This window comes from Picosynechococcus sp. NKBG15041c (assembly GCF_055380235.1).
Genome location: NZ_AP040363.1, coordinates 596,294 through 618,397 on the forward strand (window position 1 = coordinate 596,294; position 22,104 = coordinate 618,397).

Genomic DNA, 22,104 nt, shown 5'->3' on the forward strand with positions numbered 1-22,104 from the left:
AAGACTTTTATTGTAGAAGCTTTTCAGGGTTGCTGTGGCGCATCAAATCCAGTTCAGACTGTGTAATCCCAGCAGCGGCAAGCTGGTCTAAAAAAGTTTGGTACCCCTCAATGGGAGAGGGGTCGAGGGCACGGCCAAGATCAGTGCTGAGGATGAAATGTTTGGCCCCAATGGTTTGGATCGCAGCGGCCATAGCCTCAATGCTCACTGTCTGCCAAGCTTGGTGATCCGCTTCCACAGCATTTTCTCCCATCAGGGTATTCACATAGGTCAGCTCCAAAAAAGCCCCCTGGTTGGCAATCGCCTGCATTTGCGCGAGGGTCAAACCGGGGACAGTGGCCATGGCATGGGTGACCACAATGTTTTTTACCCCCAATTGTTTTGCCACCGGAACAACCGTGAGAATTTCTGCCGGAGAAACATGGCCGGTGCCCAAAACCAAGTCATGATCAGCAATGTATTGCAAAATTTCCTTCATTTCCGGCACCAGATGGCCATAGCGGGCGACCCGTAGTCCACCAAAGGTCTGTTTTAGGGTTTGACGGTGGTGGGCCGCATCGATGGTCGGTAGCCAGACCACTTTCCCCCGGCCTTCCCCCAGACGGTCCATCGTTTCTATGGCCTTGAGGTTTAAACCACCCACGGTTTCATTCAGGACGACGCCCCCATACACTTCAATATTGGGGATAACCTTGTGGGCAACCACGGCACGATCGGCAGTAGGGGTGACATGGTTTTTTAAAACAAGGGCGGCCATCCCGGCCTCAGCCGCTTTTTGTACGAGGGTTAGATCGTCATACAAACGGGGCGTCACATCGGGGGCCGAGTGGACGTGGAAATCAATACTGCCGTTGAAATTGTCTAAATTTGCGGCGATCGCCCAAAAGTCACCCACTGCCCAAAAACACAGGCCCAGGTATCCCACCAGCAACCCTTTAAAAAGAGCGAAAATTCTAGGATGAAGGGTGGATCGCATCGTATGATATGTTACGTTGATTAAACTATCCTCATAAAACCAATTGTACCCTCTGGTTTTGTGTCCACAGGAGACCTATAAAATATGCTTACCCTTAAAATTGCCGTTTACATCACAGTCATTTTCTTTGTATCTCTGTTTATCTTCGGTTTTCTATCCAGCGACCCGACCCGGAACCCCGGTAGAAAAGATTTCGAATAAATTGCCATGGGCTACTCATAACAAGAAGCCAACCTGGTTAATGACAACAAATGACGGTGGGGCAGTGTCCTAGGACAACCCCATTTTTTTGTGGGCAAAAACCCCTAGTTCGCTACATTGGAAGAAAGAATTTGATTTGAATTTAACGATGGTCAGATCTGCCCTGCCTTTAACTGCTTCTGTGTGGATCCTCGCAGCTCCCTTCGCGATCGCCCTGCCGCCCCCTGAGGATCTTCCCGAAGAAGTGCTCCGCACAGAGATCATTACCGAAGGGCGATCGCCCGTAGATGGATCTCCGGTCACAGCCCAGGAATACGCCGAAATTCAGCAAGAACAGGGGGAACGAAATTTGCCCCCCACCGTCAATGCAGACGTTCAACACGTTATTTTTCTGCTGCGTATCCGTAAGCTTGTGCAGACGATACTCCCCCTCTAGGAGTTGAGGAAAATTGCGTTGAGACGTCGCCCCAAACCATAAACTTTTGTTGACTAATCATGAGAAAAGGGGAGAGGCGACAGAAAATCCAGTGCTAAAATGCTGGAAATTCTAGGGGAAATAGCCTAACACTAGAGCAATTAGGTGGCCCCACAAAACTCGCAAAAGTTGTCCATTTTGGTGAAGAGGATCATGAACATTCGCGCAGGTCTCACGGCCCTAGGGGTAGGTATGGCAGCCCTAGGACAACTGGCCCTCCCCCCCGCTGCCCAGGCTAATGGTAGTTTATTCGGCGCGCAGCATTTAAACCCAGGGGATGTGGTGGCGATCGCTGTCCCATTTTCTAGTGGCGCGGCCTACAATCTGTTGATTGTGGAGCAATTAAGCAATAGTCGGGCCTGCTGGCGAGAGCAAGGCGGGACACCCACAACCATTGATCCTCTCCTGTTGCAGTTTGATTTCACCGGGGTTTGCAGCCGCAGCACCGATTCCAATGGCTATTCTCTCCGGTTGGGAGAACAAGACCTCGGTTGGCGCTATAATCTCCGCCTTGTGCAAGAACGGGGAATGCTCGTCCTCAAGGCATTCGATGTGGAAAATCCCTCGCGATCGCCGATTGAGGTGGGAAACACCGGGGGGCTGGGGGAAGGAATGCTGAAAATCAACCTCAATCCTGGTTGGCGTATGGCAAAGCGCACCTATGAAGGAAGAACCCTCGGCCACGTTTATCTCGTCAACGATCAAGGAGTCGATCAGCTCATTGCCGCGACGCCCCAAACAGCAGCCCCCCAATCAAGTCCGCCCCCTACGCCAATCGCCACAGCAGCGGCCGCTCCTACCCCCATCACCATATCTACCCCGGCCCAAACCCCGAGTACCACACCGGATGTGACAGTTAGAACAACGGAGCCTCTCTTCCCCGGGACAGGCCCGGTACAAATTTTCGTCCCCCCCTATGAAGAAAGCCAAGGTGGGTCTAGTGAAACCCTCGTTGCCGCTGTCCCCGTGTCCCCGGCGCCGGCAGCACCCACAGCCATAACATCAACCCCAGCGCCCGTTGTCATTAGTGGCAATGTATTACCTGTGCCTCGCACCTCAATACCCACCTTGAGCTCCAGTAACACAGGCATGATTCGCCTAGAAGAACCGACAGGCCAAGTGCCGCCGCCGCCCAATTCCACTTCCCTGGCCCAGAGTTTGGGTCTGCGTTACCGAGTTGTGGTCGATGCCCAAACCCCAGATCAACAGAACCGTCTCAAGGGGATTATCCCCGATGCGTTCAATATCCGGGTGGGCGATCGCCGGATGATGCAAGCGGGAGCCTTTGCTGAAGAATTTGAAGCCCAGGAACTCCAAGCCCGTTTGAATCAAGTCGGCTTAGCGGCGCAAATTGTCCCCGTGCAATAGATGCTGAATTTTTCGGACATTTTTGTGACGATCGCCGCCGAATCTTGGTCAGAAGTCGTCGTTTTTTATAGAGGACTTTTTGGCTGTGACCCGGTGGTATACAGCTCGGAGCGTTATGCAGAGTTCCGAGTACAGGGCGTCAAGCTCGGAATTTTTAAACCCAGTGCTCACCACAGGGCCGAATTTCAAAAGCCAGCCGGAGCCCTAGGTTTATGTCTAGAGGTGGAAAATTTAGAAGAGGCGATCGCTACTATCAAGCAATTAGGGGGCGCAGTCCAAGGTGAAATTACCCAAGCCTCCCATGGCCGTGAATGCTATGCCTATGACCCAGCTCGCAATCGCCTAATTCTCCACCAGGCATGGGCTGATAAGGCTTAGAAATTAGCGTCCTATCGTCTCTTCAACCTCTTCTACCGCTTCTTCTGTGCGTTCATTGGGGTTTTGAAATCCTTTCTGCGGAAAAATGCTCAAAATTGCCTCATTTAAAGTTGTCTTAATTTCCTTACTCGCTCCCTTTAAAGGCTCTGGTAAAAACAAATCTCCCACAGCAATAAAAGCAAGAAGTAAAAAAACACTGAGCTTAATAATGCCACCTGTACTCAGAAATTTTACTTTCATTGATGATTTTCTCCGCTCAAACCGACCCAAATGTTCTCTCTCAAATCAATTCTAGACCAGGGATTGAACCTAAACTAGCCGACTGCCCTGTGGCCACAAAACCCCGAGGCCGTACAATATCAACCATTCCCATTCTTGTCGTACCAGTAATCACCATGAGCGAAGAAACCCCTGATCTAAAGCCGGAGAAAGCCCCCGCTAGCGAGGCTCTCCCGAGTCCTCTCCGCTGCTGGTATGGCACAGCGGTGGCAGGTGCGATGTCCCTTGCGGCCTATCTTTTGACCAGTAAAGTCATCGCTGGGTTTGCGAGCAAACCACCCACAGGCAATGAGCTGGCCGTCCAGATTGGGATCACGGTGCGCACATTAATTATGGGTCTCTTCACCATGGCAACGGGGGTTTTTGGGTTGATTGCGGTGGGTCTGTTTATTCTTGGGCTCCAATCTCTCTTCAGTGGCCAAAAAACGAGCCCTCCGGGGGATGCCTAACCCCAACGCAAAAAAGGCTAGTTTTGCCCCGAAGATTTGGTGGGCAAACCAGTGGGGATATCAGAGACTGCGGGGTAGATAGACGGAAAAGACTGTGCCTTGGCCTTTACTATCAACGGTGATTTTGCCGCGATGGTTATTGGCGATCGCCATGGCGATCGCCAAACCTAAACCGGAGCCTGTACTACTGTCTCCAGGGCTGGTACGGGCTGGGTCGAGACGGTAAAAACGGTCAAAAATATTCGGCAGATTTTCGGCAGGAATACCAATACCGTTGTCTTGGACAGTGATTTGGAGGGTTTCCCCAGAGGTGCGGCTTGTTTTTTCCTTCACCTGCATGGTGACGGTAATTTGTTTGGGTTTTTCGCCCCAATCTTGGGGGAACGCATAGGCGATCGCATTGCCGATTAAGTTAGTAAAAAGGCGTGCCATTTGATCCCAGTCTCCCAAAATCAAGTAAGGCTCTTCTAGGGCGGCTTCCCCCAAGATATTGAGCTGGAGGTCAATGTTTTCTTGACGACAAATCGCCCGCTGCTCTTCGATCACTTCCAACAGCAGCGCATCTAAGGGCAGCGGTTCAAATGCAGCTTGGAGCACACCGCTGTCGCTGCGGGCTAAAAACAGGAGATCATTGACCAAACGCCCCAGCCGTTGGGTCAGTCGCTCGATCACCTTGAGGTTTTGCTGCCTTTGGTCAGGTTCTGGGTAGGCGATCGCCATTTGGACATTGGTCTGGATCATGGCGATCGGGTTACGCAGTTCGTGGGAAGCATCCGCCGTAAATTGCCGCAGTTGCTGATAGGACTCTTTGACGGGCTCCATGGCAATGCCCGACAATAGCCAACCGATCACTGCCCCACAGGTAATCATGATAGCGATGCCCAGGCTGAGATCGAGGACTAGTTTGCGAATGGGCCGGGTCACCTCAAACCAGGGATGGCTCACCCGGAGATAGCCGAGAACGTAACGGTCTACTTCAAGGCGATCGGTAATTTGCCGCAGTAGATAATCGCCGCCGAGTCGTACCGTTTCGCCGCGGGGATGCCACTCCAAGGGCAGGGCTAGGGGTTCGGCAAAAGTAGACCAGAGCATTTCTCCGGTGGGGCTAAAAAATTCTAGGTCAATGCGGTCATCCTCCCCTGTCGGCGATCGCTGACGAAAACTTGCCTCCAGATTAATGCGGTAGCCCAAAGATTCATCGGGTTCGATGATGAGCGATCGCTCCACCACCTCCACCACATGTTTGAGGGTGTCATCAATCCGTTCGATCAAGGTGTAGCGCACGTAGAAGTAAACCCCCGTCGCAAAAACCAGTAACAAAATTGCAGTGATCGCCGTATACCAGAGCGCAAGACGATTCCGGGTCGTTTGAAACATGATGATTAGACCATTGGCACGGTGATTGTAACGGGGGTGATTCAGGATTTAGGGCTGCATCAAAAGGACAACGGCATGGACACAAATACCTTTTTCTTCCCCCATGGCATCGAGTTTTTCGTTGGTTGTTGCTTTTATGCCGACTTGGTCTGGGTTGATACCCAGAACCGTGGCAAGGCGATCGCCCATCGCTTCGATATGGGGTTTGAGTTTCGGTTTTTCCGCAACAATCACCGTATCAATATTGCCAATGTGCCAGCCTTTCGCTTGAATGAGCCCATGGACCTGCTTGAGCAATTCAAGGCTATCAGCTCCCTTCCACTGGGGATCTGTGGGGGGAAAATAATGGCCAATATCCCCCAAGCTTAGCGCCCCCAGCATCGCGTCCATGATTGCATGGGTGAGCACATCCGCATCACTGTGGCCATCTAAACCGAGGTGATGGTCGATGGAAATGCCGCCGAGGATCAACGGGCGACCAGAAACAAGGCGGTGGACATCGTAACCATTGCCAATGCGGATTTTCATAGGGGTGCTGCAGTGAACATAAAATCAATGGTTAGGGTAGCATATCCATCTAAACGACCCAGGGGGCCGCAGGGGATGTGCTTGGGTGAAAGCGGCAGATAAAAGTACATTTAAAGGCAATTTGTTGTTTATCCCTGTTTGGGTGTAGTCGTGCAGGAGAAAAAAGATGGTGGTAACAGGCCGATGGTGGCAAAGATCGATAATTGGTACTTTAATCTGTGGCAATATCAGCATTTTTGGTGTGGTTGCCCCTGGGGCGATCGCCGCCAATCGCGTGTTAGCGCAGTCGACATCTGAAACCATTAGTACCCAGTCGTTGTTCACGGAGTTGTGGCTCCTGAATCAAAATTTTTTGGCGATCACCCTGGCTCTAGAAACAATCCCAAGGGATTTGGCGGCGGTCAATGGGGGCACTCAGGAGTTTGATCCCCAAATAGTTCAGGACTATAGTGCAAGTCTGCAACGGCTCCAAGCCCAAGTCGGTCTGCTCGAAACGCAACTGGCGGGGGTCGAGGATCAGACCCAACGGGCCGCTTTAGGGGAAGCGATCGCCGATTTTGATCGCCATCTCAAAAACCTCGCAGATCTGATTCAACCCCTAGAGACAGGCTTTAACCCCGAGGCGATCCGCCGTATCCAGGAATTTTTAGATTTTTTTGAACAGCGCAATCTCAGCGAGGCGGACTATGGTTTTTATGGCAGTGTGACCCAAACAGAACTGGAAACCTACCTCAATCAGCAGCTCTCGGAGCTCAGGGAAGCCCTCAAAACCCTCAACGAAACAGCGACCCAGGGGGCGATCGCCCCAGATTTAGAAACCAGCATTAACTTTCTCTACACCAGCTTGAGCCTGGGGGCTGCCCTTGATGATAGCGACGCGACCTTTCCGGCCCTCATCCAACAGCTGCAACGGGATAACCTCGCCCTCCAGCGTCGCCTCAATACCACCCATTTCTTGTTTGCTTTGGTTCTGTTCCTAACGGGGGGAACCCTTGCCTTTCTATATTTTCAAAAAGCACCACAAACAAAACACCCCGGTCGACAATATTTTCCAGATGCCGCCCCAGAGCCTTTTGATCTCGATCACCTCGAAGCGACGATCATCAAACGGCTCCAACACACCTATGAGCTCAAACCCAGGCAAAGTGAGTCGACGCCCACATCAGGGCTAAGGCAAGCTTTTGTCCCACCGGTATCCCCTGAGTTAGACATAGAAACTGTGGCAGCAACGGAGTCGAATGTCACGTCAGATTTTGAAGCGGCGTTTCCGGTGCAGTTTTTAAACCCCTACGATGCCCTGGTAGACACCTACAATGCAGATGCCCAGGCGCTGGAATCCCAGGCGATCGCCCTTAGGCTCCAACCATCATCAGCCATCATTGCACCGCCGGCGGATGAAGCGGAACCTTTTTTATCAAACCTCATGTTTCAAACCCATGACCAGGGCACTTATTGGGCGATCCAGACCCAAGGCCATCACTACCTCGTTCCCCGCGCTGACCTACCGATTGCCACCGGTGATCAGGCAATGTTCCAACAGGTTTTTGTCTGCTACGGGAGCTTTGGGCCGACACCCCAAAAGATAAAACTCTTGAAGCCAGCTCGTGTTGCTAGCAGCGATCAAGCAAACCTTTGGGAACTGGTACAACCAGGAATTGTGGTCCTCGAAAATATTGAAACATAGGGCCTTTTAAACGCTATTTTCGCTGGTGGCGGAACATTAAGGGCGATCGCCCAGACAATAGATCCCGTCCAGGCCCTGTGGTGGAAAGCTAAAATTTACCTTAAAATAGCAGCAACTACGGGCAACATTTGCCTCGCTTTATGGTTTTGAGGAGTTTCAATATGAGCCGCGCTAGCATCGCTACGAAGCAACTCGGTGGTTTGGCGATCGCCACGATCCTTTACACAGGACTGGGGAGTCTCTTCCAACCCGTTGCCCAAGCCCAAGCCGCCTACGGGAGCTATCTTGGGGCGGGTGCCAGCGTTGGTGTTGGTGCTGACTGGAACGGTGAAGGTCACCAACTTGGTGCTGTTTTGGCCGCCCGCTACAAATTCTTACGCTCTCCCATTTCTCTCCGCACCCAAGCATTTATTAGTTCCGGAAGCACGGCGATCGTGCCGACGATTTCCTACGATATGCCCTTGAGCTGGCAGCTAGATGCCTATGTGGGGGCGGGCTATTCTTTCGCGACAGGAGATAAGCCTTCTCCCGTGGGCGACAGTAACAGCCTGGTGATTCAACCGGGCCTCGATTATGCTCTCCCCAATAGTAATACAGTAATTTTTACCAATGCAGTCTGGGCCCTTGATGCCTACAAAGGGGAAAATTCCAGCGCCTTATCTCTCCAGGGTGGTCTGGGACTCCGATTCTAAGCGGCGATTTGGCCCATAAAAAAGTACAATTGAACCGTATTGAGGCGATCGCCGGAGGAAACTGAACTGAAATGAATAGCTGTGTCTTCGTAGCCCGTATCCTTGGGGAACCAGAATTGCGCTACACCCCCGAGAACACCCCCCTGACCCAAATTACAGTGGAAGTTCCGGCACTGCGAGAAGGGGATCCTGCTTCTCAACTCAAGGCGATCGGTTGGGGTGATAGCCTCAGCCAAGAAATTCAGCAAAATTACCACGATGGTGATCAGGTCATTTTAGCTGGACGCTTAACCATGAATACCGTAGAGCGGCCAGAAGGCTTTAAGGAAAAAAAAGCAGAATTGGTGATCTCCCAGATCCAAGCCCTCGGTGCTGGGTTACCTGCTATGAACAATACTTCTCCAAGTTACACAAGCCCGGCAGTAGCGGCCCCCGTAACTCCCAGTAATGTTGTGCCCATCAATCCCATGGCAGCCGCTCCGACCCCAGCTTCTGTTCCCAGTGAACCAGAACCTAACCTTGATGACATTCCCTTCTAAGCTGTGAATCTAGGGGATACTATTGTGGCGATCGCCAGTGCGGTCGTGCCGAATCAAGGCAGCATTGGCATTGTACGCCTATCGGGGGAGGCCGCCCTACCCATTGCCCGCCAGCTTTTCCAGGCTCCGGGCCAACAAGTCTGGGAAAGTCACCGTATTCTGTATGGCTATGTGCGCCAACCGCAAACCCAGGCGATCATTGATGAAGCCTTGCTACTGCTGATGTTGGCCCCCCGTTCTTTTACTGCGGAAGATGTGGTGGAATTCCATTGCCACGGCGGGATTATGCCAGTGCAACAGGTGTTGCAGCTCTGTGTAGAGGCAGGTGCTCGCCTAGCTGAACCCGGCGAATTTTCCCTACGAGCTTTTTTAAATGGCCGTATTGACTTGACCCAAGCCGAAAGCGTTGCCGAACTGGTGGGCGCCAAATCACCCCAATCAGCCCAGGTTGCCCTTGCGGGAATCCGGGGTAAACTGGCCCAGCCAATTCGTCAGTTGCGGGATCAATGTCTAGATATTTTGGCCGAAGTGGAAGCCCGCATCGACTTTGAAGATGATTTGCCTCCCCTCGATGAGACGCAAATTCAACGGGACTTGACCCGAGTTCTTGGGGAAGTGGCGCAAATTTTGCAGACTGCTGACCGGGGAGAGCTGTTACGCACAGGTCTAAAGGTGGCGATCGTCGGCCGGCCCAATGTGGGAAAATCTAGCTTATTAAATGCCTGGAGTCGCAGCGATCGCGCCATTGTAACCGACTTGCCAGGAACAACACGGGATGTGGTGGAATCGCAGTTAGTTGTGCAGGGCATTCCGGTGCAAGTGCTGGATACAGCGGGCATTCGGGAAACGGAAGATACCGTTGAAAAAATTGGTGTGGCCCGTTCTTTGGCGGCCTCCCAGCAGGCGGATCTAATCTTGTTTACCATTGACGCAGCGGTGGGTTGGACTGGCGCAGATCAAGCAATTTTTCAGCAAATTACGGCTCCCACCACTCCAGAAACTCCCCCGAAACCGCTTATTTTAATCCTCAATAAAACGGACATCGCCCCAGGAGAAATGGTTGAAATTCCGCCCCAAGTGCAACGGGTAGTCAAAACAGCCGCAGCCCAACACCAGGGTATTGAAGATCTCGAACGGGCGATCGCCGAACTCGTCCAGGGAGGTCAAGTGAGAGCCGCAGACCTTGACTTTGCGATCAACCAACGTCAGGCAGCAGCCTTGACCCAGGCCCAACAGGCTCTCCTCCAAGTGCAGGAAACAATCGCCCAGGCCTTACCCCTCGATTTTTGGACGATTGATTTGCGTAGTGCCGTCCAAGCCCTTGGGGAAATTACCGGGGAAGGGGTAACAGAATCGGTATTAGACCGTATTTTTAGCCGTTTTTGTATCGGGAAATAGCCTCTTCCTTAAGTGCGAATTTCAAACTGATTGAGATAACTGTCCACTTGGTTTGGCAAAAAAGCCCGCTGATCGATGAAGTGCAATTCTGATTTGAGGGGCTCCGGGGGCAGTCGGAGGCCGAAGGCTGGGGCGATTTCTTCGTAAATTTCCGTGGGATAGGCCGCCGCCACCACCTCCAGGGCATTTTCTGGATATGTCCTTAGGTTAAAGTGTTGCCACCGGACCATCTGGGTCAGGAGCCAGAGTCCGTGGGACTGCCAACAATAATTGGCTTGATCCGGAGTCGGCAATTGTCCCCCCTGGCCAAACCAAATGGGACTGTCCCGCCGAGGGATGGGGCGATCGCCTATGCCCCCATAAAAATATTCCCCTCCTAAGAGAGCAATGATTTGGGTGGGCTCAAGCCCTAAATTTGTGGCGAATAAAGCACCGACCGTGGTCGCATTCAGCGGATTTTGGCAATATTGGCAGCCCTCTAGGGTGGCAGCTATCAAGGCTTTGGCGGTGTTGGGATTGGTTTCTAACCAGCCCGCACTGGTGGTAATCACAGGCCCAGGATGTCCTTGCCACACATCTCCTGAAAGGTACTGCACAAATCCGGCCCCGTTGGCGATCGCCTGTTGCCCCCAAGGCTCTTGGCTACAGTAACCCTGGACGACCCCCGCCTGGAGTTTATGGTGGAGTTCTGTGGGAGCAAAGGCCAATAGCTCTAAATCACGGTCTGGATGGAAACCCATCTCGGCCCACCAATATCGATAAAGATAGGCGGCTACGCTATATTGATCATCGACAGCAAAGGTTTTATCCGGTAGAGCCCGCACATAACTGCGGTAGGCATCCGCAAATTCTGGGAAGTTAGCATAATCGATCCCCGCCCGGATATTACTGTCCCAGGTGCGCTGGCGGCCACAAAAAACGCCCCCATGGCGATAGAGCTGCATCAGGGCCACCAGGTTTACAGCGGGGGTTTTGAGCTGATAGATCAGGGGCGTTGTAAAAGCGGTGATCGCCGCATCAAAACGCGCTTCCAATAAACCCTGTTCCACGGCCTCTTGATCTGCTTGGGGGTAGAATTGTACTTCGAGGCCATATTGGGCGAAAAAACCTTGTTCCTGGGCGACGAGCCAAGGGGCGATCGCTAAATTGGCCACATAGCCCACATTTAAAGTCTGCTTTTCTGGGGTAGGGAGGTCGAGGCGTGGCCCAGATTCCTCGATAGCCGATGGGGCAGAATTTGTCGGCCAGCCCATCTCCGGCAGTTGGGCACAGGCTGTGAGGCCATAGCCCCAGGCGGCAAAGGCTCCGTATTTGAGTAGGTGGCGACGTTTCATCGGCAAAATATAGACAGACTCCCAAATTTTACGAGTTCCCCCGGGCGATCGCAATTTCCGGGGATAGATCTTATTGCTGGCGATCGCCAAAAAAATCCCCAGAATTGTGATCAAAATCTTGGGGATCTCTCTTCAATGATTTGGTTGGTCTTTAAACGGTGGTAGCGGCGGGGGATACTCCTGTCTGGAAAAATGCCGCCCGAATCGACTCTGCCATCTGGGCTGGCGTTAACCCATGGGCAACCTTCGCTTCGGTGGGAGTGGCGTGCTCAACGAGCACATCTTCAATGCCAAAACGCTTTACGGGAACCAAAACATTATTATCCTGGAGTGCTTCACAGACGGCTGAACCAAAGCCACCCATCAGACAACCTTCCTCAAAGGTGGCCACCTTGCCGATTTGTTTGGCGAGGGGAGCGATGAGATCTGTGTCGAGGGGTTTTACGAAGCGGGCATTGATCACCGTGGCTCCAATGCTATGTTCGCTGAGGATTTCCGCCACTTGGAGGGTCGGGTGTACCATCGAGCCATAACCGATCAGGAGGATATCGTCCCCGTTGCGGAGAATTTCCCCTTTGCCGATGGGCAGGGGTTCCCAGCCGTCTTCCATCAGGGGCGCGCCGACGCCACTCCCCCGGGGATAACGCATGGCGATCGCCCCCTCTGTGTATTCAATGCCCGTAATGAGCATCCGCTGCAATTCCGCCTCGTCCTTCGGTGCCATCACCACAATGTTCGGAATCAAGCGCAGGTAAGCAATGTCGTACATTCCTTGGTGGGTCGGTCCATCAGCCCCGACGATGCCAGCCCGGTCAAGACAGAAAAAGACGGGCAATTTTTGAATGCAGACATCATGGATGATTTGGTCATAACCCCGTTGGAGGAAAGTCGAATAGATCGCCACCACGGGCCGGATGCCTTCACAGGCCAGACCCGCCGCCAGGGTGACCGCATGTTGCTCGGCAATCCCCACATCGATGTATTGCTTTGGTAATTTTTGTTGGAGCTTATCTAAACCTGTCCCCGTGGCCATCGCTGCCGTGATACCAATGATTTTCGGGTTATTTTCGGCCAGGGTCGTCAGGGTATGGGCAAAAACCTTGGTATAGCTAGGGGGCGTGGGGGTTTTGGACGGAAATGCTTTCCCAGTGGCCAGATCAAAGGGAGATTGGGCATGGTAGCCCACTTGATCTTTTTCGGCGATCGCATAGCCTTTCCCTTTGACTGTGGCCACATGGACGAGGGTCGGGCCTTTGGCCTTGTGGGCTTGTTTGAAGGTGCGAATTAATTCCTCTAGGTTGTGGCCATCTACAGGGCCAAAGTATTTAAAGCCTAATTCTTCAATCACGGCCCCCACTTTAGAGACCGCCAAACGCTTCATGCTGTCCTTGAGTCGTTCCATTTCTGGGGTGAGGGAGTCACCGACGAAAGGTAAATGCTTTACCTGTTCTTCAAGGTTGTCCGTAAGAAACTGCACCGGATCGCTGAGGCGGACTTTGTTCAAATAACGGGAAATAGCGCCCACATTCGGCGAGATGGACATTTCATTGTCATTGAGCACCACCATCAGATTTGTATCAGGAAGATGACCTGCATGGTTAATCGCTTCCAGGGCCATGCCCCCCGTTAAAGCGCCATCACCAATCACTGCGACACATTTAAAATCTTCTCCCTTGGCATCTCGGGCCAGGGCCATCCCTAGGGCTGCCGAAATACTGGTAGAAGCATGACCCGCCCCAAAGTGATCAAAGACATTTTCGCTGCGTTTGAGATAACCTGCGACCCCATCTTTCTGGCGGAGGGTATGAAACTCGTTGTAGCGTCCAGTGATCAGTTTATGGGGATAGGCTTGGTGACCCACATCCCAAATGACTTTATCGCGGTCAAGATCGAGGGTTTGGTAGAGGGCAAGGGTCAGTTCTACTACCCCTAAACCAGGGCCCAGGTGACCGCCGCTGGCGGCAATGGTTTGGAGGTGCTTTTCACGAATCTGCCGGGCAACCTCCTCCAACTGACGGATCGATAAACCGTGGAGTTGGTTGGGATGGGTAATTTCACTAAGATGCATGGGTTTTTCTCAAAGGCCATCTGATAAAGGGGTCTAGTTCTCAGGATATCAGGTCTAACAATTTTCATCAGAACATGTGAGATTGTACCGGATAGCCCAAGGGAATTTTGGAAGCATTCAGGAGTAGTAAGTCATAGATCAGAATCCAATATTTTCTGCCTTGACGATCGCCCCCTGAAATATTTTTTATTGTGTTTGGGGCAGTTTATTCGGGGCGAGCTGTTGGCCGATAATTTGGGCGATCGCCTGGGGATTTTCAAAATGGAGATTGTGGCCACCAGATACGGTCAGGCGCTGGGCCTGGGGGAGGGCCATTTGGATCGCCTGGAGATCGGCAGGGCGGTTAAATTCACTCTGATCACCGTAGATCAAAGTGAGCGGCGCCGTGATGTCTTTGAGCAACGCCAAATAGCGGCGCCGACTGATGCCGTTAAATTCAATCCCTGCCCGGGTGCGGAGAAAAGGATCCCAGCGCCATTGCACGCCATCATCTTTGGGAATAGTACTGCGGGCGGTTAGGGCCACCGATAGGTCTTGGGAGAGGTGGGGGGTGGCTTGGCGCAAACGGCGGGCGGCCACGGCCACACTCGGAAATGTGGGGTGTTGGGGGGGCTTAGCGAGGTAGTCCAGGTGGGTGATTAAGTGATTACCCGTTTCAGCGTCGTCGATGTCGTTGGGGACGATGGTTTCCACCAAAATTAAATTCTGCACATTTTCTCGGCGAATCCCGGCATACATGGCGCCAATCACCGACCCCATGGAGTGGCCCACAAGGGTGAAGGGCTGCGTTGTTAATTGCTTGCTTAGATCATCTACATCGGCAAGAAAATCCAACATGCTGTAGGACTGGCCATGGGCAGATTTGCCATGACCCCGCAGATCCGGTGCGACCACCCAATAACCCTGGGCGGCCAGCTGGGGGGCAATGAGCTGCCAAGAGGCTCCCTGTTCGAGGATGCCGTGCAGCAAGAGGATCAACGGATGCTGGCGATCGCCCCACTCACAGAGACAGGTTTCCAAGCCCCGCACTTGAATGAACCGTTCCCCCATGGCCTGATGAGCAGGCTGAGTTTCAACGGCCTTGGTATCGTCCTGGGGCAGCTCATATCTGAAGCGATGGGCCAGGTTGATGGTGCGCGGTTGCAAGGGGCGAGGCAAGCCAATGGATCGCCATTTTTCTGCCAAACTCGGATCAATACTTTTGTGCTGGAGAAAATTAGGATCACCGACTCCCATGGACTGTTCATGGAGACCATCGGTCAGGCGATCGCCGCTGTAGGGATTGAGGAGGGCTTCGTTAAAATCAACCCCAAGAAACGCACAAATTTGTGTTAAAACAGCACGGGGATCGCGCACCAAATCTTCATAAATAACCTGGAGATATTGATCGCCATTAACGCTCTCACCCAAGCCTAAAACATTGTAATTACTTTCGGTCCAAATTGATTCTGCTAAGGCATAGGGATTCTGTTTTTCTGCTCCCAAAAGTTTATCCATCCGTAGCCGGGTAAAGGATTCGATCACAGCATAGGGATGGCGGACCAGGTGGATATATTTTGCCTTTTCAAAAAGGATTTCACTGTGGTCTAGAATATGGCGATCGCTGCCATAACTAGGGGATTTATCAATGAGTAAACGATCGCCCGCCTGCTGTTGCAGATAGGCATAAATTTCGGCAATGGATTTATTGTCTCGTACCCATTGTTTGACCTTTTTTTGACTTTCTGGGGCAGTTAATTGCTCCAAGTCCATTAACGCCCGTTGCAGCCCTTCGCCCAGGTGAGATGGCCCCAGTTCCCCATGGCGATCGCCCATGGTTTCAAAGGGAAGCAGATGCAGTTCTGGGGGCGAATAGAGCGCCGGATGCCCTGCCAGCATTACCCGCAACAATGTCGATCCAGACCGGGGACTAGAGAGAATAAAGGCAATGGGATTGGGATTTTTGCGGGCAGGTTTCTGCCACTGTTGTTTTGTTTTTACCGTGAGGCCCTGGGCGGGGGCCACTGCCGTTCCCGTCGCCGCCTTGGGGTCATGGGCTTTGGTGAACTCCGCGGCCAGATAAGCTGTCAGCACATCCAATCGGGGCCGTTCATAAATTTCCCGGGGATAGAGCATCAGTTGTAGATCTTGCTTGAGGGCGGCGATCGCCTCCATCACCATCAGGGAATCCATTCCCAGATCTAAAAGACTATCGTGGGGTTGAATTTTTTGGCGGTCTAACTTGAGAATTTGCGCCACAGAATGACGCAGATATTCCAATAGGTAAGCTGCTCGTTTTTCTGCTGTCAGGGTGAGTAACTCACTGAAAATTGAGAGATTTTTTTGAGGTACTTGTTCCTCTGTAATTACCGCTTGGAAATAGTCGCTATGGGTCAGGTCCGGGAACTGTTTTGCCAGGGTAGACCAGTCGGCTTTAAAGACACCAATCTCGCCCTGTTTACCTAACAGTGTTTCAAGTATGTCTAAACCCTGTTGTGGTTGAATTAGGTCTAGGGCTTGGTTCGTTAATGCTGTTGCCATTCCCCCCGCGGCCCAAGGCCCCCAATGGATCGCTAGGGCGGGTAAGCCCTTGGCCTGCCGATGTTGGGCGATCGCCGTCATAATGCGATTAGCCGCCGCATAATTACCTTGGCCTGGGGAACCCAACACACTTGCAACAGAGGAAAAAAGGACAAAAAAATCGAGGTTTAAGTTTTGACTATGGCGATGCAAATACCAAGTTCCGTTAACTTTTGCGGCCGCAACAGCTTGAAAATTTTCCCAGGTTTGTTTTTGCAGTAAGCCATCGGCTAACGCACCCGCTGTATGGAAAATGCCACGAATCTGAGAATAGATTTGAAACAGTTTTTCAACCTGGCTTTCATCTGCCAAATCACAGGGATAAACAATGGCATTTTGCGGCAGATCTATAGAAATTTTGGGGTGACGATGGCGGCTGAGAAGGATAATTTTTTCGGCCCCTTGATCGGCGAGCCAGTGGGCAATTTTACGCCCAATCGCCCCTAAACCACCCGTCACTAGATAAGTTCCCTGGGATTGAACTGGCACCTTCTTGATGGCTCTATGGGCTTGGGGCTGCAGCTGAGCCCCATAGAGTTGACCCCGGCGCATTGCTAAATGTTGAAACTGATTTTGCTGACAAATTTGGACGAGATTCGGCAGGGTTGTATCTAGGTCGATAATTCCCCCCCACAACTCTGGATGCTCAAGGGCGATCACCTGGCCTAACCCCCATAGTCCGGCCTGGGCAAAGCCTTCTACAGAATCACTTTCGAGCACCCGCTGGCTTTGGTGGGTCACAAACCAGCAGGGCACAGCAAATTTTTGTTGATCAAGGGCTTGGATGAGCTTCAAGGCCGTGGCGCTGGTCGAGCGTTGGCCTTGTTCTAGGTCTGATGTCGGCACTATTGGGGGACAAATCTGAAGAACCCCCGCTAAATGTTCGCGCTCGATATGACTGAACAATTCGTCAAAACTATCGGGAGAGACCTGCCAGAAATCATCCCCAGAAAACTGATTGTTGGTCCCCAGATAAACAAATTTGGCCTTGGTGAATTGCTGATAAATAGCTTCACTAACGGGATGGCGATCGCCTAAAATCAACCATTGTTTTTCTGGCTGTTGAGCTATCCCTAAACTTTGAATCGGCTTCCAGACCGTGCGATAAAACCAACCATGACTATTTTCCGCTGGTGCGGCATTAGACTGTGTCCAGGATTGGGGATTAAACCAGTAGCGCTGCCGCTGAAAAGGATAGGTCGGCAAAATGAGTTTCCGGTGACCAAAACCCGCTTCCACGACTGGCCAATGCACGTCAAAGCCCTGTTCATAAAGTTTCCCGAGACTGATGAACATCTCCTGGAGGGGGTCACTTTGGGGACGCAGGCTCGGTAGCCACAGGGCGGCCTGTTCTGGGAGACAATGGCGTCCCATACTTAGGAGCACTGGTTTCGCTCCAATTTCGAGGTAAACATTGACCCCAAACTGGGCTAGGGTCTGGATGCTTTGGACAAATTTAACAGGCTGAGATACATGGTTGACCCAATAGTCCACCTGGGCAATTTCTGTCCCGATTTCTGTTCCAGTCACGTTGGAAATCAGTGGTATGCGGGGTGCTTGGAAGGAAATTTGAGCGGCAACCTGGCGAAACTCTGCCAACATCGGCGCCATGAGGGGCGAGTGGAAAGCATGGGAAACGCGGAGAGACTTGGTTTTAATCCCCTGGCTCTGGAGCTTACTAATACTTTCTTCGAGGCAAGGGGTTTTCCCGGACAGGACTAGATGGGAACCATTTTCTGCCCCAACGGTTAAATTTTCTGACAAATAAGGCTTAATTACGGTTTTATCCGCAAAAACTGCTGCCATGCTGCCATTACTGGGGAGAGCATGCATCAATTTGCCACGAGCTGTGATCAGTTTTAGGCCATCGGCTAAGGAAAAAACCCCCGCGAGACAAGCTGCTACATATTCACCGACACTGTGGCCCATGCAGAAATCGGGGGTAATCCCCCAACTGAGCCACACTTGGGCGATCGCATATTCAACGGCAAATAGTAGGGGCTGGGTATAGATTGTTTCATGGACGAGCTCAGGGCTGTGGTGGCCATAGAGCAACTCGATCAGGCTGGGGGCATCGGGGGCATAGATTTGCCAAAGGCGATCGCATTCATCTAGGGTCTCTTTAAACAGAGTCTGGGTCTGGTAGAGTTGTCGCCCCATGCCATGGTATTGAGAGCCCTGGCCCGTGAACAAAAAAGCTGTTTTGGGAGACTGAATTTTCAGCAGGGGCGCAGGGGGGCTCTGGTTTAATTGCCGTTGTAACTCTGCTACATCTTGAAAGACAAAAAAACACCGCTCGTTCAAGGGCGATCGCCCAGTATTAGCAGATAAACAAAGGTTCTGCAAATCTATTTTTGGATGTTGGCAGAGATAGGTTGAATATCGTCTCTGTAAATCATTTAAGGCAGCACGATTCTTTGCCGAAACTGTTAACAAATGCCAAGGGCGTGTTTTTGAGGGCTGGGGTTCTCGTTCACCGATTTTTGCGGCATGGTCACCGATAATGAGGTGGGCATTAGTTCCCCCAAAACCAAAGGAACTAACCCCAGCTAAACGTTTTTTTTCGCCCCGCCGCCAAGGTTGAACCGCTCGGGGAATCGTCACTAAATCTTCTAGGTCAATGCGGGAATTTAATTGCTGAAAATGTAGATGTTGAGGAATTTGCTCGTGCTGCAAAGAGAGCACAACTTTGATTAAACCGGCGATGCCAGCCGCTGCTTCTAAGTGCCCAATATTGGTTTTAACAGAACCTAACACACAGGGGGCTTGGCGTTTTTCTGTCTTTAAAACTGCCTTGAGGGAATTCACCTCAATGGGATCACCGAGGGGGGTCCCCGTACCATGGGCCTCTACATAGTCGAGCTCCGCTGCCGTAATTCTGGCCTGGGCCAAAGCCTGACGAATCACAGCCTGTTGCGATCGCCCGTTGGGGGCCGTCAGACCATTACTACGCCCATCCTGATTTACCGCCGAGCCATGGATCACCGCGAGAATATTGTCGCCATCCTGTTCTGCCTGGGCCAAGGGTTTGAGGAGTACAACGCCGCAGCCTTCCCCGCGCACGTAACCATCGGCTGCTTCATCAAAAGTTCTGCACCGTCCGGCTTCACTCATCATCCCTGCCTGAACGAATGTCTGGGTCACATCGGGAGTCAAAATCAAATTTACCCCTGCGGCGATCGCCAACTCTGATTCATGATTGATTAAGCTTTGGCAGGCTAGATGAACTGCAACTAAAGAAGAGGAGCAAGCCGTATCAACGCTGAGAGAAACCCCCCGTAAATCTAAAAAATAGGACAGGCGATTGGCGGCAATACTATGGGCGTTACCTGTACCTAAATAGGGATTAATTGGGTTATTTTCGCGTACTTGCAGTTGGGCATAATCACTATTACTAATGCCGACAAAAACACCTGTCCGAGAGTTTTTTAGGCTCTCTGCGGGGATATTTGCCCGTTCCAGCGCTTCCCAGGTAACTTCTAAAAGCAGCCGTTGCTGGGGATCCATTTGTTCCGCTTCCCGGGGGGAAATTCCAAAAAATTGGGGATCAAAGCGATCGATATTGTCCAAAAAACCGCCCCACTCTCCCGTTGCCCAACGATTTTTTAGCTGTTGGATACCATCTTTTCCCTGGTTGAGCAGTTCCCAGAATGCCTCTGGGCTGTCTGCTTGGGGAAAACGACAACTCAAGCCCACAATGGCAATTTTTGTCCCTTGATTTGTTTGGGGTGTCGGGATAATTTCAGGCGCTTGATCTCCTTGGATTAAAAAATAGGCGATCGCCCGAATGGTGGGGTAATCATAGGCTAAGGTGGGGTCTAGTTTGATGCCAAGCCAATCCTCTAGATCAGCCGTCACCTGTACCGCCTGGACAGAATCTAAACCATAACTGGCAAAGGGCTCATCAACATCTAATTGTTCAGGCCTAATCCCCAGTCGATGGGCAATATTTGCCTGTAGCCAGGTTTCAATATCCTGTTGTTTTTGTGTCAGGTGCAACTCCGCAATGGATAGCGATCGAGAAGGAGTAGAGGGTGACTGGACCGGCGAAAATTTTGCCATGGTTGCCGTGGCTTGCCACTCCCCAATCACCGCTAAAGTATGGTCTAAAAAACCAGCTTTACAGGCATGGCGACGAATCTTCCCACTAGAGGTTTTCGGGATGCTACCCGGTTTAATCAGACAAATGGCATGGGGTTGCAGGTGATGCTCTGCGGCGATCGCCCCCCGGATCGCTTGGCTCACTGCGGCGACATCAAGCTTACGGGCATACTGACGTTCGACTTCCTGTACGATCACCAGTTGCTCTTCACCGTCAACTTCCACAGAAACCGCAGCACCAGCCCCTTGGCGGAGGGCAGGATGGGCTACCTCCACCGTTAGCTCGATGTCTTGGGGATAGTGATTGCGGCCTCGAATAATCAGCAGATCCTTCAAGCGGCCCGTAATGTAGAGTTCTCCGTCCTGTAAAAAACCCAAATCGCCTGTCCGGAGAAAACCAGTTTCACCCGCAACCTGAGCTTGGAATTGCGCTTGGGTCAGTGCTTCTTTTTGCCAATAGCCTTGGGCGACACTTTCCCCTTTCACGCACACTTCACCGATGTTGCCGGGAGCACATTCTGTCAAATTCTGGGGATCAACAATTTTGACAATTTGGTCACCAATAATCTCGCCGCTCCCCACCAAAGTCACCGTTGCTTCCGTTGCTGCAGCTGGGCGAACCTCATTAGCTTCGATGCCCTGTTTACTGACGGTCACCGCCTGGGGGAGTCGGGCCGAGTGATGACCACCGGAGACAATCAATGTTGTTTCGGCCATCCCATAGCAAGGATAAAATGCTGATTTTTGAAAGCCCGCCGCCGCAAAGGTTTTCGCAAAATTTTCGAGGGTCACGGCGCGAATTGGTTCGGCCCCCGAAAAAGCCAGCCGCCAGCTACTTAGATCTAAGACTGCAATTTGTTCTGGGGTGATCTGGCTACTACAGAGATCGTAGGCAAAGTTCGGGGCACCACTGGTAGAAACCTGGTAATCACTAATCGCCTTTAGCCAGCGGAAAGGACGCTGTAAAAAGGCGACGGGGGGCATAAGAATTTGCGTGGCGCCCACATAGATCGGCTGTAAGATGCCGCCGATTAACCCCATGTCATGGTATGGGGGCAACCAGGATACACCTATACTGGCCTCAGTGTCTTGGAATCCTTGGTTAATGAGGGCAGAATTGTGAATTAAATTGTGGTGGGAAACCATGACCCCTTTGGGATCCCCCGTAGAGCCGCTGGTATATTGCAAAAAAGCGAGATCTTCTCCTGCAATCGGTTTTTCTTGCCAGTCTTGGGCGAGGCTGAGATCTAGGTGATCTGTGGCGAGGCAGTGGAAATCTGCTCCTTCTAAATCTTCAAGGCGATCGGCGATTTTGTCTTTAAGTTCTGTTGTGGTCAGGGCAAATTTCGCCTGGGCATCTTGGATAATGCGATGGAGACGGTCAAAGGATTTATTCGGGCGCGGTGGGTAAGCAGGCACGGCGATCGCCCCGGCATATAAGCAGCCCAAAAAAGCACCGATGAATTCTAAACCTGGCGGATACAAAAGGAGTGCCCGTTCCCCTTGGGCTTGGTTACGCTGCAAAAAAGCGGCGATCGCTTGGGCTTTTTGGTCCAATGCAGCATAGGTCAGGGCAGCAGATTCCGTTTCGCCATCAGCCAAAAAACTAAACACAGTCTTCTGGGCCTGGGATGCAGCTCTGTATTGGAGCAGATCGACGAAATTTGCAAATTGACCAACCATTTATGCCTTAGCAAC

At 51.9% G+C, this 22,104-nt stretch carries 16 protein-coding genes; 9 read left to right on the forward strand and 7 right to left on the reverse strand.

Going from position 1 to position 22,104, the window contains the following annotated elements; genetic code table 11:
- Positions 1-7: 7 nt before the first annotated feature.
- A complete protein-coding gene (locus ACZ45B_RS02945; protein ID WP_236612387.1) occupies positions 8-925 on the reverse strand; it encodes a DUF6282 family protein in 918 nt (305 codons plus the stop codon).
- A gap of 135 nt (positions 926-1,060) precedes the next feature.
- Between ACZ45B_RS02945 and ACZ45B_RS02950 the strand changes: the two genes are divergently transcribed.
- The 4 genes from ACZ45B_RS02950 to ACZ45B_RS02965 all read left to right on the forward strand — a co-directional run bounded on the left by ACZ45B_RS02950 (position 1,061) and on the right by ACZ45B_RS02965 (position 3,398).
- On the forward strand, positions 1,061-1,177 hold the full coding sequence (locus ACZ45B_RS02950) for a photosystem II reaction center protein I (protein WP_015132356.1): 117 nt from the start codon (positions 1,061-1,063) through the stop codon (positions 1,175-1,177).
- A gap of 148 nt (positions 1,178-1,325) precedes the next feature.
- Entirely contained in the window at positions 1,326-1,613 is a 288-nt protein-coding gene (locus tag ACZ45B_RS02955) for a hypothetical protein (RefSeq protein ID WP_024544947.1), read from the forward strand.
- Positions 1,614-1,805: 192 nt separating this feature from the next.
- Positions 1,806-3,020 (forward strand): DUF3747 domain-containing protein, encoded by a 1,215-nt coding sequence (locus ACZ45B_RS02960; RefSeq protein ID WP_464674974.1) that lies wholly within the window; start codon positions 1,806-1,808, stop codon positions 3,018-3,020.
- A complete protein-coding gene (locus tag ACZ45B_RS02965) occupies positions 3,021-3,398 on the forward strand; it encodes a VOC family protein (protein ID WP_029681664.1) in 378 nt (125 codons plus the stop codon). It begins immediately after the preceding gene.
- Positions 3,399-3,401: 3 nt separating this feature from the next.
- On the opposite strand, the gene ACZ45B_RS02970 is transcribed toward ACZ45B_RS02965, so the two are convergent.
- Positions 3,402-3,638 carry a hypothetical protein gene (locus ACZ45B_RS02970; protein ID WP_024544951.1) on the reverse strand — a complete coding sequence of 79 codons (237 nt, stop codon included), beginning with the start codon at positions 3,636-3,638 and terminating at the stop codon, positions 3,402-3,404.
- Between the two features lie 155 nt (positions 3,639-3,793).
- Here ACZ45B_RS02970 and ACZ45B_RS02975 point away from each other — a divergent pair, with 155 nt between their 5' ends.
- A complete protein-coding gene (locus ACZ45B_RS02975) occupies positions 3,794-4,126 on the forward strand; it encodes a DUF3082 domain-containing protein (RefSeq protein WP_024544952.1) in 333 nt (110 codons plus the stop codon).
- A gap of 60 nt (positions 4,127-4,186) precedes the next feature.
- Here ACZ45B_RS02975 and ACZ45B_RS02980 read toward each other — a convergent pair whose 3' ends face one another.
- Together ACZ45B_RS02980 and ispF are read right to left on the reverse strand one after the other, a co-directional pair.
- Positions 4,187-5,503 carry a sensor histidine kinase gene (locus ACZ45B_RS02980; RefSeq protein WP_024544953.1) on the reverse strand — a complete coding sequence of 439 codons (1,317 nt, stop codon included), beginning with the start codon at positions 5,501-5,503 and terminating at the stop codon, positions 4,187-4,189.
- Positions 5,504-5,551: 48 nt separating this feature from the next.
- Complete coding sequence (gene ispF / locus ACZ45B_RS02985; RefSeq protein ID WP_024544954.1) at positions 5,552-6,031, reverse strand: 2-C-methyl-D-erythritol 2,4-cyclodiphosphate synthase; 480 nt, start codon at positions 6,029-6,031, stop codon at positions 5,552-5,554.
- A 166-nt stretch (positions 6,032-6,197) separates the two neighbouring features.
- Between ispF and ACZ45B_RS02990 the strand changes: the two genes are divergently transcribed.
- From ACZ45B_RS02990 to mnmE, 4 genes are all read left to right on the forward strand, one after another.
- The gene (locus ACZ45B_RS02990) at positions 6,198-7,715 is read left to right on the forward strand and encodes a hypothetical protein (RefSeq protein ID WP_038027754.1); all 1,518 of its coding nucleotides are present in this window, start codon (positions 6,198-6,200) and stop codon (positions 7,713-7,715) included.
- Positions 7,716-7,876: 161 nt separating this feature from the next.
- Positions 7,877-8,407, forward strand: coding sequence for a hypothetical protein (locus ACZ45B_RS02995; RefSeq protein ID WP_024544956.1), 531 nt, complete (start codon positions 7,877-7,879; stop codon positions 8,405-8,407).
- Positions 8,408-8,478: 71 nt separating this feature from the next.
- Positions 8,479-8,946 (forward strand): single-stranded DNA-binding protein, encoded by a 468-nt coding sequence (locus tag ACZ45B_RS03000; protein WP_024544957.1) that lies wholly within the window; start codon positions 8,479-8,481, stop codon positions 8,944-8,946.
- Between the two features lie 3 nt (positions 8,947-8,949).
- The gene (gene mnmE, locus ACZ45B_RS03005; RefSeq protein WP_024544958.1) at positions 8,950-10,344 is read left to right on the forward strand and encodes a tRNA uridine-5-carboxymethylaminomethyl(34) synthesis GTPase MnmE; all 1,395 of its coding nucleotides are present in this window, start codon (positions 8,950-8,952) and stop codon (positions 10,342-10,344) included.
- Between the two features lie 8 nt (positions 10,345-10,352).
- Here the strand turns inward: mnmE and ACZ45B_RS03010 are convergent, their stop codons facing one another.
- From ACZ45B_RS03010 to ACZ45B_RS03020, 3 genes are all read right to left on the reverse strand, one after another.
- Positions 10,353-11,792: a CmpA/NrtA family ABC transporter substrate-binding protein gene (locus ACZ45B_RS03010; RefSeq protein WP_024544959.1), complete on the reverse strand. Its 1,440-nt coding sequence runs from the start codon at positions 11,790-11,792 to the stop codon at positions 10,353-10,355.
- Between the two features lie 37 nt (positions 11,793-11,829).
- Positions 11,830-13,746, reverse strand: a complete 1,917-nt coding sequence (gene dxs, locus ACZ45B_RS03015) for a 1-deoxy-D-xylulose-5-phosphate synthase (RefSeq protein ID WP_024544960.1) — start codon at positions 13,744-13,746, stop codon at positions 11,830-11,832.
- Between the two features lie 186 nt (positions 13,747-13,932).
- The gene (locus tag ACZ45B_RS03020; protein ID WP_024544961.1) at positions 13,933-22,089 is read right to left on the reverse strand and encodes a hybrid fatty acyl-AMP ligase/type I polyketide synthase; all 8,157 of its coding nucleotides are present in this window, start codon (positions 22,087-22,089) and stop codon (positions 13,933-13,935) included.
- Between the last annotated feature and the right edge of the window lie 15 nt (positions 22,090-22,104).

Excerpts from the sequence above, each read along its gene's own strand:
- ACZ45B_RS03000 (WP_024544957.1), top strand. The coding sequence starts at position 8,479 with ATGAATAGCTGTGTCTTCGTAGCCCGTATCCTTGGGGAACCAGAATTG.
- ACZ45B_RS02975 (WP_024544952.1), top strand. The coding sequence starts at position 3,794 with ATGAGCGAAGAAACCCCTGATCTAAAGCCGGAGAAAGCCCCCGCTAGC.
- dxs (WP_024544960.1), bottom strand. The coding sequence starts at position 13,746 with ATGCATCTTAGTGAAATTACCCATCCCAACCAACTCCACGGTTTATCG.
- ispF (WP_024544954.1), bottom strand. The coding sequence starts at position 6,031 with ATGAAAATCCGCATTGGCAATGGTTACGATGTCCACCGCCTTGTTTCT.
- ACZ45B_RS03020 (WP_024544961.1), bottom strand. The coding sequence starts at position 22,089 with ATGGTTGGTCAATTTGCAAATTTCGTCGATCTGCTCCAATACAGAGCT.
- ACZ45B_RS02970 (WP_024544951.1), bottom strand. The coding sequence starts at position 3,638 with ATGAAAGTAAAATTTCTGAGTACAGGTGGCATTATTAAGCTCAGTGTT.
- ACZ45B_RS02965 (WP_029681664.1), top strand. The coding sequence starts at position 3,021 with ATGCTGAATTTTTCGGACATTTTTGTGACGATCGCCGCCGAATCTTGG.
- ACZ45B_RS02995 (WP_024544956.1), top strand. The coding sequence starts at position 7,877 with ATGAGCCGCGCTAGCATCGCTACGAAGCAACTCGGTGGTTTGGCGATC.
- ACZ45B_RS02980 (WP_024544953.1), bottom strand. The coding sequence starts at position 5,503 with ATGTTTCAAACGACCCGGAATCGTCTTGCGCTCTGGTATACGGCGATC.
- ACZ45B_RS02955 (WP_024544947.1), top strand. The coding sequence starts at position 1,326 with ATGGTCAGATCTGCCCTGCCTTTAACTGCTTCTGTGTGGATCCTCGCA.
- ACZ45B_RS02950 (WP_015132356.1), top strand. The coding sequence starts at position 1,061 with ATGCTTACCCTTAAAATTGCCGTTTACATCACAGTCATTTTCTTTGTA.
- ACZ45B_RS02990 (WP_038027754.1), top strand. The coding sequence starts at position 6,198 with ATGGTGGTAACAGGCCGATGGTGGCAAAGATCGATAATTGGTACTTTA.
- ACZ45B_RS02960 (WP_464674974.1), top strand. The coding sequence starts at position 1,806 with ATGAACATTCGCGCAGGTCTCACGGCCCTAGGGGTAGGTATGGCAGCC.